Below are 11,778 nucleotides of genomic sequence, written 5' to 3' on the forward strand. Positions count from 1 at the left end.
TTTTTGACCAGCGACACCAGTTGTCAGGCAAAGTTTGTAAGCTAGTGTTACTGCGGTGTAAAAATCACCGCAATCCTTGCTTCTACCGCGCCAACCGGAGTCGAAAATGCCCCTTAACATCGCCCCTCAGCCCCAGCGCCCCGCTTCTCTGATCGCCAGCATGAGCCGCTTGGCGACAGACCATTCCTGGGGTTCGCGCCGATATAGCAGCTATTTCCTTGTGGACGAAACGATATCAGCCGCCCACATCGCTTCCGAGCCGCTGGATGATTTCAGCCGGCTTTTCCGCACCGTGCCCGTCCGGCAGCAGCCCGCCGGTCAAATTCAGGCAGAGGGCAGCACGCCGGATGACAGCCGTGCGCTGTTGTCACTGCTGCTGGCGTCATCCCTGGAAGGTATTTACGGCATCAACGCCGCCGGTTGCTGCACCTTCATGAACGCCGCCGGCGCGGCCCTGCTGGGGTATGAAGCCAGTGAACTGGTTGGCCAGCCACTGTCTAAACTCATCCATCACCGCCCAGCCGATGCTTCAGGCTTTTGGCCGGCCAGGGACCAGACAACGGCAGTACCGCCCGAAAAAATGGCCGGGCCATTGAGTGAAGACACCTTCTGGCGCAAGAATGGCACGCCGGTCCCGGTGGCCTGTTCGATGTCGCCCCTGACGGCCAACGGCAAGCCGGCCGGGGGAGTCGTCCGGTTTTCCGATCTCACCGAAAGCCGGTGCCAGCAGGCCGAGCGTCAGCGCCTTCTTGACGAGTTGCAGGTCGCCCATGACGGCCTGCAAGCCTTGCGCAGCTGCAAGGAACGCTACCGCAGCCTGTTCGAATCGATGGACCAGGCGTTTTGCGTCATTGAAATGCGGTTCGACCCGGCCGGTGCGCCGATTGACTACTGGTTCGTGGAAATGAACGCCATGTTCGAGCAGCAAACCGGCATTGCCGGCGTCCAGCGCAAAACAGCGCGCATGCTTTTCCCCGAACACGACAATTTCTGGGCAAACGCCTGCGGCCGGGTGGTGCTGACGGGCAAGCCGGTACGGTTTGACCATGAAGTCAAGTCCGTGAATCGCTGGTTCGAGGTTTATGCCAGCCCATTCGGTAGCCCCGGCAGCCTGAAGGTGGCCGTCTTGTTCAGGGACATCACCAGCCGGCGGCAATCCGACACAGCGCTGCGCCAGCTGGCCACGGAGCTGGCCGAAGCCGACCGCTGCAAAACCGAATTCATGGCGACGCTGGCCCATGAACTCAGGCATCCACTGGCACCGATCAGAAGTGGCCTGGGCCTGTTGCGCCTGGGCGGCAGCAGCCCGGAAGGCAAAGAAAAGGTGCTGGACATGATGGATCGGCAGGTCAGCCAGATGACGCACCTGATCGACGACCTGATGGATGTGGCACGCATCAACGGCGGCCAGGTGAAACTCCGCAAACAGCGGGTGGCACTGAAAAGCATCGTCTCGTGTGCGATTGAAACCAGCCTGCCGCTGATGGAAGCCGGGCGCCATGCGCTGATCGTTCAGATGCCCGATGCATGCGTGGAGATTGAGGCCGACCCGGCACGCATGACCCAGGTGGTGGTGAATCTGCTGAACAACGCGGCCAAGTACACGCCGGTTGGCGGCCGCATCGAAATTACGGCACACCAGGAAGGCAATGAAGCGGTCTTATGGGTGAGCGACAACGGCGTCGGCATGGCCGAAGCGTCGCTGGCCACGATGTTTGAGCTGTACCAGCAGGTCGAGCAAAACCTGAATGGGGCACAAGGCGGGCTGGGCATCGGGCTGGCCCTGGTGCGCCGTCTGGTGGAACTGCACGGCGGCACTGTTGAAGGGGTGAGCGACGGCCTGGGTCAGGGCAGCACGTTTACCGTGCGTTTGCCGCTGGCCAGCAACGCCCTGAAGGCCTTATCCGATGAATTGCACATGCCGCAGCCAAGCCTACCCGACCAGGCGCCAGCCCGGGCGCTGCGCATCCTGGTGGTGGACGACCATGCCGACGCAGCCACCACGCTGGCAGCCCTGCTGGAAATCCAGGGCCACACGACCCAGGTGGCGCACGATGGACAGCAGGCGCTGAAAACCGCCGGCAAGTTCAAGCCCGACGTGGTTTTTCTCGACATTGACATGCCCGGCATGAATGGCTACGAAACCGCGCAAGCCCTGCGCAAAATGGAAGGGCTGACGCAGACCGTTCTGGTTGCCTTGACAGGCTGGAATGGCAGCAAGGAAAAGGCCAGGTCCCAAACCGCCGGCTTCGACCATCATCTGGCCAAACCCGCAGCGTTGACCACGCTCAACGCACTGGTGTCAACAATCGCCGCGAGCTTGAAGTAATGCCGCCCAAAAAAGAGCCAGCAGGCAGCCGGATTTCCAAAATTTCCTTCATCCCCAAAGATTTCATCATGTCGTCAGGCCGTATTTTGTTCAGTGTGGTTGCAGCGCCTGCAGCGGCCTTGACCGTGGCGATATTTGGAGTGGGCTTGGTGAAAACAGCCGTAGAACTGGTCCGCGATTAACGCTGGAATTTATCCTTCCGCAGGACGCGCCTTGCGGGCGCAGGCGGCCCAATGAAGTCGCGCGGCACAATCCCTTCATGCGCGCACTTTTGACCAGTTTTTCGTGGCGGGAACTCATTCACCATCCGTGGCGCAATGCCGCGGCCGTCCTGGCCGTGATGCTGGGCGTGGCACTGGCGTTTTCGGTGCACCTTATCAACAATTCAGCGCTCAGCGAGTTCTCGCAGGCGGTGCGGGCCGTCAATGGCCAGCCCGACCTGGAATTGCGGGCGGTGCAGGGCAGCTTTGACGAAAGCCTGTACGCGCGCGTCGCCAACCACCCGCAAGTGGCCATGGCCAGTCCGGTGCTGGAAATCACCAGCTACGGGCTGGATGACAAAAGCGACAGCACCCGGCGGCAGGCGCTGCGCATCATCGGTGTCGATGCGCTGGCCGTGGCGTCCGTTGCGCCCGCGCTGATGCCGGTGCCGTTCAAAGATGCAGAGCGGCTGGCGCTGTTTTTGCCGGCCACGGTGTTTCTCAATCCAGCGGCGCGCCAGGTCTTTGCCAGCAACCAGTTGCAGCTGCAAGACGGCCTTCAGCTGCGCAGCGTGCTAGTCGCGGGCAGTGTGAACGCGGGCGGCGGGCCGCTGGCGGTGATGGACATTGGCGCTGCGCAAGACCTGTTTGGCCGGGCTGGCCAGCTGTCGCGCATTGACGTGCGGCTGACCGCCGGCGCTGACATGCGCCGCTTTGCCGAATCGCTGCAGCTGCCGGCCGGCATCACGGCCAGCGCGCCCGGCGATGCCGCCGAACGGGTCAGCAACCTGTCGCGCGCCTACCGCGTCAACCTCACGGTGCTGGCGCTGGTGGCGCTGTTCACCGGCGCCTTTCTGGTTTTTTCAGTGCTGTCGCTCAGCGTGGCCAAGCGGGCGCAGCAGTTTGCGCTGCTCGGCGTGCTCGGGCTGACCGGGCGCGAGCGCCTGCAAATTGTGCTCGTCGAATCACTGGCGCTGGGCGTGGTGGGCAGTGTGGCCGGCATTGCGCTGGGCACCGGGCTGGCGGCGCTGGCCCTGCGGCTGCTGGGCGGCGACCTGGGCGGCGGCTACTTTTCAGGCGTCGCGCCGGCGCTGCAGTGGAGCAGCGGCGCGGCGCTGACCTACGGCGCGCTCGGCGTGGTGGCGGCGGGCGTGGGCGGCTGGTGGCCGGCACGGGCCGCGCAAAAGCTGCCGCCGGCGCAAACATTGAAGGGACTGGGCCTGGCGCCCGGTGGCGGCTCCGGCCACTGGCTGAGCCTTCTTTTGCTGGCGGCGGGCGGCCTGCTGGCCTTGATGCCGCCGGTATTCGGCATTCCGCTGGCGGCCTATTTTTCGGTCGGGTTGTTGCTGGTCGGCGGCATCACGGCGCTGCCCTGGCTGATCACGCTGCTGTACGACCGGCTCAGCCCGTGGGTGGCGCACCGCTTGCTGCCGCTGCTGGCCGTAGAGCGCGCGCGCCGGGTGCGCGAAAGCGCGGCAGTGGCCGTCAGCGGCGTGGTGGCGTCGCTCAGTCTGGCGGTGGCGCTGACGGTCATGGTGGCGAGCTTTCGCGACTCCGTGACGCACTGGCTCGACGTGGTGCTGCCGGCCGACCTGTATGTGCGCACCACGCTGAGCACGTCGGCCAGCGACGCGGCTTACTTTTCACCCGGGTTTGTCGAGTCGCTCGGCGGTCTGCCCGGCGTGGCGCGCGTCAGCACGCTGCGCTCGACGCCCTTGCTGCTGGACGCCGGCCAACCCGCCGTCACGCTGATTTCCCGGCCCATCGACGACCCGGCCACGTCGCTGCCGATGGTCGGCGCGGCGCTGCCGGTTCCAGACGGACAGATCGGCATTTATGTCAGCGAGGCGATGGTTGACCTGTACGGCGCCCGGCCGGGCACCGTATTCTTGCCACTTTCACAGTCTTTTAGTGCTCTGGCGCAGTCTGGACGGTCGCAAGCAGCTATTGATTCAATAGCAAATCAAAAATTCTACGTGGCTGGCGTGTGGCGCGACTATGCCCGGCAGTTTGGCGCGATTGCCATGCCGCAGCGTGACTTCGAGCGCCTGAGCGGCGACCGGCGCGTCAATGACGTGGCGCTGTGGTTGAACGGCAACGTGCCGGATACCGACGTGCAACAGGCCATACGCCAGCTGGCCGATGCCCAGTCACCCGGCGGCGGCGCACTGCTGGAAATGGCCTCGGTCAGCCAGATTCGCACCACGTCGCTGAAGATTTTTGACCGCAGCTTTGCCGTGACCTACTGGCTGCAGGGCGTGGCGATTGCGATTGGCCTGTTTGGCGTGGCGGCCAGCTTCAGTGCGCAGGTGCTGGCGCGGCGCAAGGAGTTTGGCCTGCTGGTTCACCTGGGCTTGACACGCCGGCAAATCCTGACCGTGGTGGCTGGCGAAGGCGCAGCCTGGACGGTGATTGGCGCATTTGCGGGCTTGGCGCTCGGCCTGGCGGTGTCCACCGTGCTGGTGTTTGTCGTCAACCCGCAAAGCTTTCACTGGACCATGGACTTGCAGGTGCCGTGGGCTCGGCTGTTGTTGCTGTGCGCCGCCGTGGTGGCGGCGGGCACGCTGACCGCCTGGCTGGCCGGGCGGTCAGCGGCGGGCCGGGATGCGGTGCTGGCAGTCAAGGAAGACTGGTGATGGCGCTGGCCTGAGCAGCTTGCGCATCTCCAGGCCGGTCAGGCGCCTGTCCCGGTCTGAAAATTCAGATGCCGAGAAGTTTCTTGGCTTCTCCCAAGGCCTTCTCGGATTCGGCATGCTTGCCCGCCTTGTGGAAGGCTTCGCCGTCAGCGCGAAGCTTTTTGACCTTTGCCATGTCGGCGGCTGCGACCGCAGGGTTGCTTGAAAGCTTGGTGTCAATCTCTTTCATGTGCATGGGGCAGCTGTTGGCAAAAACCAGTGATGAGCTTGCCAGGGCCATGGCGGCAATGATGCGTTTCATGTGAGTCTCCAGTCGGCGTCAAAAAATGTTGACCACAAATAGTAGCAAGTCAATTCAGCACGTTTTTTTCTGGACATACCCACGGGCGTCGCACCCTGTTTTACGTGCTGGAGGTCAGGTGAAACGCTTCAGCCAAGAAAAAGCCGCTCGGGGTTGGGCGCAGAAATGGGCTCCGGCAGGCGGGCAAAAGCGCCTGGAGCCGGGCGTCAAAGCTTGGGAAAGCGGATGCGGCTGACCATCAGCGAGCCAGACAGCGCGAACAGCAGCACCAGCGGATGCAGCGTGAAACCGCCGAACATCACTTTCCCGAACCACAGCGAGTCCTGCAGCGCACCTTGCCAGGCGGCGACCAGCATCATCATGACGAGTGCCAGCGAGGTCGGGATGGGCGTTCCCTCGAAATACTTCACCTTGCCGCCGTCGCCCGTCAGCGACTCGGCGGTGACGTTGTAGCGTGCCAGCCGGGACACGCCGCAGGCGACGAAACCGGCCAGGATGATGCGGTCGTAGAGCCCCTGCATGCCGCAGCCGTAGGCGATCACGGCCGGTGCGACGCCGAAGGAAATGATGTCGGCCAGCGAGTCGAGTTCCCGGCCCATGGCCGAGGTTTTCTGCCGCCATCTAGCAATGCGTCCGTCCAGCACATCGAAAATCAGCGCGGCCACGACCAGCCAGCAGGCAAAGTAGACGTGCCTGACGTCGTTCACCTGGAGGTAGGTCATCATGGAAAACAAGGCCCCGATGCCGCAGATGGCATTGGCCAGCGTGAACCAGTCGGCCAGGTGGAATTCCCGGATCATGGCGAAAGGCTTGTTTATTTTTGGCAGGTTCATGGAAGAAAGCGTACCTGAGTTTTTTAAAAATGAAATCGTCCATCAGGACGGGTTCATAGATGCACATGGCGTTTTAACTGTCGCAACCCGGCCCGGCCGCTTGGCTCATTCAAAAATCAGCAGGCTGCCCCAGTAGGCCATGGCGGCCACGCAGGCCGAGGCCGGAATCGTCAGGACCCAGGCCCAGACGATGCGGCCGGCCACGCCCCAGCGCACGGCCGAGGCGCGCCGCGTCGAGCCGACACCGACGATGGCGCCGGTGATGGTGTGCGTGGTGGAGACCGGGATGCCCAGCATGGTGGCCAGGAACAGCGTGATGGCGCCGCCGGTTTCAGCGCAGAAACCGCCCACCGGCCTGAGCTTGGTGATTTTCTGGCCCATGGTCTTGACGATGCGCCAGCCGCCAAACAGGGTGCCGGCGGCAATCGCCGTGTAGCACACCACAATCGTCCAGGTCGGGGGCATCGCGTCGCTGGCCGAGGTATAGCCGGTGGCAATCAAGAGCATCCAGATGATGCCGATGGTCTTTTGCGCATCGTTGCCGCCGTGGCCCAGGCTGTAGGCGCCGGCCGAAACGAGCTGGAGGCGGCGGAACCAGCGGTCCACCTTGGACGGCGTGGCGCGCAGGCATATCCAGGACACGGCCACCATCATCAGCGAGCCCAGCAAAAAACCCAGCAGCGGCGAAATGAAGATAAACGCCACCGTCTTGACGAGGCCACCCGAAATCAGCGCACCCGTGCCGGCTTTGGCCATCACTGCGCCCACGATGCCGCCAATCAGCGCGTGCGACGAGCTGCTGGGAATGCCGTAATACCAGGTCACCAGGTTCCAGGTGATGGCCCCCATCAGCGCCCCGAAGACGACGTGCGTGTCCACCACGCCGATTTGCACAATCCCCTTCCCGACCGTGGCGGCCACGCTGAGATGGAAGACGAACAGCGCCAGCAAATTGAAGGCGGCGGCAAACATGACGGCATGGCCGGGCTTGAGAACGCCGGTGGACACCACCGTGGCAATGGAATTGGCAGCGTCGTGAAAGCCGTTCATGAAGTCAAAGGCGATGGCCATGAAGACAAGCAGGGCCACGACCCAGAGGGCGGTCTGTGCAGTTTGCATGAGAAGGTCGGGTTCAGTCGCCGGGAATCAGGAGTTTTCGAGGACGATGCCCTCGATCAGGTTGGCCGCGTCCTCGCACCGGTCGGTGATGGTTTCCAGCAGTTCGTACACCGCCTTGAGCTTGATGAGTTCGCGCACATCGGGCTCCTCGCGAAACAGCCGGCTCATGGCCGAGCGCATCACATGGTCGGCATCGGATTCGAGCTGGTCGATTTCCGCGCAGGTCTTGAGCGCGGCTTCGGCGGTGGCGGCATCGCGCACCTTGCCGATCAGGCCCACCGCGTCCTTCAGGCGTTCGCAGCATTTGACGCTCAGGTCGGTCAGGCGCACGATGTCGTCGGTCATGTGGCGCACGTCGTAAAGCGCCATGGTTTCGGCCGAATCCTGGATCAGGTCGGCCACGTCGTCCAGCGTGTTGATCAGCTGGTGGATCTGGTCCCGGTCGATGGGCGTGATGAAGGTCTTGTGCAGGACGCGGCTGACTTCATGCGTGATGCGGTCGGCGGCGCGCTCGGCCTCGTCGACTTCGCGGTGGTGCAGGTTGCGTTTGTCCACATCGCTGTAATTGGCCACCATCTTGGAAAAAGCATGGGCAGCTTCGACAATCCGGTTGGCATGCTGGTCAAACATCTCGAAAAAATTGCCTTCGCGCGGCAACAACTTGCTGAACAGCATGGAATACCCTCAAAAAATCAAGTCCGAAATATGACGGATTTGTGACTGCCGGGAGTTTAACCGCGACCTCTGTGCCAACACGGGCAGCGCTTGAAGGGATTGCCCCCAGGGCATGAACAGTTGGCCAGTTGCTGTTTTCCCCGCGCCTCATTCGGCCGGGTGGGTTCAGGCGTTTCGGCCTGAACTGTGCGCTTAAAAAGCCAGCTGCAGCCCCCGCTTCAGGCTGCGACCCGGCAAGGGCGCTTTGGAACAGGCGGTGGTCGTCAGGACCGACGTCGCGCTGTAAGCCAGCGGGTCCGTCAGGTTGTTCACCCGGGCATACCAGAGCAGGCTGGAAACCCCCGCTTTCCTGGCCGTAGGCATTGCCCGTTCCCAGCAGCCCGATGTAGTTCTTGAACCGGTGCATATAGGCGTTGACGGCCAAGCTGTTGGCCCCGGATGTCCAGCTGGTGCCGACATCCAGGCTGGTGGATTTTTCCTTGCCCAGCGCGCTGTTGCCGTTTTCCCAGGCATGGGTGGCGATGTGCGGCCCCTGGGCGAAAAGCCCGTAGTCTTTCGGCGCCCGTTCGGTGCAGGCCAGGTTGGTCGTGACCTGCCAGCCGGGCGCGGTGTTCCACAAGGCGCCCAGTGCATAGCTGTGCGGCGTGAAGTCCCGCGTCGCAGGCGCAAAGCGCGCCACCAGCGGGTTGCCCAAAGACTCGACCTTGACCGATTCCAGCCGTCCGCCAAAGCTCAGCTTGCCCCAGCTTGCCCTGTACTCTTCACAGGCAAAAACAGCTTTCTGGGAAGTCCGGCTGTAAGGAGCGAAGGCCTCGGCGCCGTCGGCCGAGAAACGGTTGTTTTCAGCCTGAAAACCGACCACGCCCTCCAGACCGCCGAGACGGGCATGGCGCGCCTCCAGCCGGAAGTCGCTGCCTTTGTTCTTGAACACCGTGCCCGGGTCGGCGGTCACCGCATGGTCATGGCTCAGGCTGGAGGCATCGAGCGTCGCACCGCCATTGCCAAGAATGCGGATTCGGTCGCCGTCCAGGCCGCGAATGATGGGCCGGCTGGCGTTGGGCCCGAAATAGGTGCTGCTCACGCCCGGCACGCCATCAAGTGTTTCTCCCAGCGTGGTTTTGGAGCGCAACAGCAGTTCTGCGCTCGAGTACCAGGCGGCAGGCGCTATCAGATCAGTAGCGCCCAGCGGATTGCCGGTGATGGTGATTTCTTGCAGCGCAGCCGCCGTGCCAAGCGCCCGCACGGCGCGCTGAACGCTGTTGCCCGAACAAAGGGGACCGACCGGGCACGGGGAGGCACCACGCCATGCATCAGGCCCAGCGTCTGCGCGAGCAGCAGCAGGCAGGCCAAAAAGCAGGCCGTTGCCCAGGCCACCGAACAGACCGGCGCGCGCAGCGGCACCAAGCTCATGAATTCATGCCCGAATGCTCACTTGACGCCAGTCGCGTCGGTGATGCGGTAGTACATGCCGAAAGCGTCGTCAACGAGCACCCGGAAGTGGCCTTCGACCACGACCGGCTCCATGCTGTATTTGACCGGCGTTTTGCTCTTGACTTCCACCATGCTTTCCGGCCCGCCCGGCATGCAGAACCCGCAGGTCAGCGGCACCGACGACAGCAAGAAATGCCGCTGCGTGGCACCCGGCTCCAGCGGCATCATGAAACCCTGGATACGCTGGATTTTCTGGTTCAGGGCCAGCTGCTTCATGGTGAATACCGGAACAATCCGGTTTTTTTCAGTCTTGGTCTTGACGTCCGTCAGCACCGACTAGGGCAGCACGTCATCGCGGGCCGAGAACGGCGCAAAAGGACTGTTGGCGCCATGCACGCCAGCGCCCCGCCCCGCCGGCACCCCCAGACCGGGCGCTGATGGCACTGCGGGTTTGGGCGCGCTGGCCGTCGGGGGAGAAGGTGGCGTTTGCGCGGGAACGCCCATGCTTGCCAGCATCAGGCCACACGCTGCGCCCAGGCTGATCGCCCTCAGACGGCTCGAACGCTCAATGGAAAAAGGGTTGTTCATGCTGGGTTCCAGAAATTTCAGAAGCATCACTTGCCCGCCGTTGCACGGCTCAGTGAACGTGTTTCATGCCGCAGTATTTGCCGATGGCCAGCCCCTTGCAGGCGGCCTGCAATTGTTTTTCGCAAATCTCGTCTTTTTTGCCCGATTCCAGGCATTTGGCGGCATTTTCATGGGCTGCGGCCATGGCCCGGTGGCGCTGGATGTCTTCCCTGGTTTCCTTGTCGCTGTGCTGCGCCAACGCTACTGAAAACGTAGCGCTTAGTGCAATCACAGCGGGCACCAGCAGCATATTTTTAAAAAAATTGAAGCTTTTCATGAGACGTTTTACCTTGACTGGAGAAGTTCGAACACACTGACCCGGTAGGCCTCCCAGGCGGGCAGCAGCGCGGACGCCACCGCCACGCCCAGGGCCAGCACCGGCACGCTGATCAGTTCGACCGGCCACGACAGCGTGCCGATCAGCACTGATTTTTCAAGCTGCAGCGCCCAGCCGAGCAGCGCCGTCAAGCCCTGGCCCGCCAGCACACCGAGGACAGTCGCCAGCACGGCCAGCCACAGCGCCTCGCACAGCAGCAGGCCGGCCACCTTGTGCGGCGGCGCACCCAGCATGCGCAGCAGCGCCAGGTCGGCCCGGCGCTCGCGCACGGCGCTCCACAGCGCGATGAAAACACTCAGGCCCGCCGTCAGCAGCAACACACCGGCCAGCGCCCGCAGCACGTCGATACCCACGCCCACCAGGCTGAGCAAACGCGTGATTTCCAGCGCCGGTGCGGCGGCCTGCAGGTCGGTGGTGGTGTTGATGAAGCGCGGAAACGTCACCGCCGCCAGCGGCGTTTTGTACTGGATCAGCGCCAGCGTCACCTCACGCTCGTCCTCCATCACCTTGCGGTCTTCGTCGTCCAGCGCGGTGTCGGTTTCATGCACCTGCCAGACCGACTCCAGGGGCGTGAGCACCAGCCGGTCCAGCACCGACCCGTTGGGCGCAAGAATGCCGGTGACGGTGTATGGACTCTGGCCGTGCGCATGCCCGCCAGCGGCCAGACCGTGCGTGCCGGTGAAGGTGTCGCCGACTTTGAGCCCGCTTTGCTGGGCCACGCGCGCGCCCAGCACCGCCTGCATCGACGATTTCCACAGCACGCCCTGCGCCAGTTGAGCGTCGTAATGACGCAGGTAGTCAAGCGTGGTGCCGACGATGCGAAAGCCGCGAAAGCTGTCGCCCATGCTGATGGGAATGACCTGCGCCACCTGCGGATGCGCCTGCAGCCCTTTGAGGGCTGTCAGCGGGATATTGCCGGTCGGCACATCGAGCTGGAACACGCCCGACAAAATAAGCTGCATCGGGCTGCCCTTGGCGCCCACCACCACGTCGATGCCGGCCAGGTCGCGCTCAAAGGCCTGGTTGATCTGGTGGCTGACCCCCAGCAAAAACGTGATCGAGGCCAGCCCAAGGCTGAGCAGCAGCACATTGAGCGCTGCCGCAAGCGGCCTGGACCACAGGTAGTGCCATGACAATGCTATTGTTTTCATAGCTGCTTGCGCCCGATGCGTAGGCGCTGAAGGCCTTTTTGACACGCAGATTCAATTACAAAATGCACCAAAAGCTAATGTAAGGGGTTTCATCTCGATGGCATGAAACACCTCGTGAGGAGTGCGAAATCCCAGGCAT

The 11,778-nt window shown here is 63.1% G+C and carries 12 protein-coding genes; 3 read left to right on the forward strand and 9 right to left on the reverse strand.

The window, feature by feature from the left end; genetic code table 11:
• Window positions 1-106 precede the first annotated feature (106 nt).
• From IWX85_RS14085 to IWX85_RS14095, 3 genes are all read left to right on the forward strand, one after another.
• On the forward strand, window positions 107-2,329 hold the full coding sequence (locus IWX85_RS14085) for an ATP-binding protein (RefSeq protein ID WP_196870152.1): 2,223 nt from the start codon (window positions 107-109) through the stop codon (window positions 2,327-2,329).
• Window positions 2,329-2,511 carry a hypothetical protein gene (locus IWX85_RS14090; RefSeq protein WP_196870153.1) on the forward strand — a complete coding sequence of 61 codons (183 nt, stop codon included), beginning with the start codon at window positions 2,329-2,331 and terminating at the stop codon, window positions 2,509-2,511. Before IWX85_RS14085 ends, IWX85_RS14090 begins: the two co-directional genes overlap by 1 nt.
• A 77-nt stretch (window positions 2,512-2,588) precedes the next feature.
• Window positions 2,589-5,165, forward strand: a complete 2,577-nt coding sequence (locus tag IWX85_RS14095) for an ABC transporter permease (protein ID WP_196870154.1) — start codon at window positions 2,589-2,591, stop codon at window positions 5,163-5,165.
• 64 nt (window positions 5,166-5,229) lie between these two features.
• Here IWX85_RS14095 and IWX85_RS14100 read toward each other — a convergent pair whose 3' ends face one another.
• The 9 genes from IWX85_RS14100 to IWX85_RS14135 form a co-directional block, all read right to left on the reverse strand.
• Entirely contained in the window at window positions 5,230-5,466 is a 237-nt protein-coding gene (locus IWX85_RS14100; RefSeq protein WP_036809790.1) for a hypothetical protein, read from the reverse strand.
• 206 nt (window positions 5,467-5,672) lie between these two features.
• Window positions 5,673-6,299, reverse strand: coding sequence for a CDP-diacylglycerol--serine O-phosphatidyltransferase (gene pssA / locus IWX85_RS14105; RefSeq protein ID WP_196870155.1), 627 nt, complete (start codon window positions 6,297-6,299; stop codon window positions 5,673-5,675).
• A 105-nt stretch (window positions 6,300-6,404) separates the two neighbouring features.
• A complete protein-coding gene (locus IWX85_RS14110) occupies window positions 6,405-7,418 on the reverse strand; it encodes an inorganic phosphate transporter (RefSeq protein ID WP_036809784.1) in 1,014 nt (337 codons plus the stop codon).
• Between the two features lie 27 nt (window positions 7,419-7,445).
• Window positions 7,446-8,093 (reverse strand): DUF47 domain-containing protein, encoded by a 648-nt coding sequence (locus IWX85_RS14115; RefSeq protein WP_036809781.1) that lies wholly within the window; start codon window positions 8,091-8,093, stop codon window positions 7,446-7,448.
• On the reverse strand, window positions 8,041-9,336 hold the full coding sequence (locus IWX85_RS14120; RefSeq protein ID WP_370584291.1) for a TonB-dependent receptor domain-containing protein: 1,296 nt from the start codon (window positions 9,334-9,336) through the stop codon (window positions 8,041-8,043). Before IWX85_RS14120 ends, IWX85_RS14115 begins: the two co-directional genes overlap by 53 nt.
• Before the next feature lie 185 nt (window positions 9,337-9,521).
• Window positions 9,522-9,800: a DUF3299 domain-containing protein gene (locus IWX85_RS20985; RefSeq protein ID WP_370584292.1), complete on the reverse strand. Its 279-nt coding sequence runs from the start codon at window positions 9,798-9,800 to the stop codon at window positions 9,522-9,524.
• A 60-nt stretch (window positions 9,801-9,860) separates the two neighbouring features.
• Entirely contained in the window at window positions 9,861-10,112 is a 252-nt protein-coding gene (locus IWX85_RS20990) for a hypothetical protein (protein WP_370584293.1), read from the reverse strand.
• Between the two features lie 49 nt (window positions 10,113-10,161).
• Complete coding sequence (locus IWX85_RS14130; RefSeq protein ID WP_196870163.1) at window positions 10,162-10,401, reverse strand: hypothetical protein; 240 nt, start codon at window positions 10,399-10,401, stop codon at window positions 10,162-10,164.
• Window positions 10,402-10,436: 35 nt separating this feature from the next.
• Entirely contained in the window at window positions 10,437-11,639 is a 1,203-nt protein-coding gene (locus IWX85_RS14135; RefSeq protein WP_196870156.1) for an ABC transporter permease, read from the reverse strand.
• Window positions 11,640-11,778: the final 139 nt, after the last annotated feature.

It is taken from the genome of Polaromonas sp. CG_9.11 (assembly GCF_015752225.1).
Lineage (GTDB): Bacteria > Pseudomonadota > Gammaproteobacteria > Burkholderiales > Burkholderiaceae_C > Polaromonas.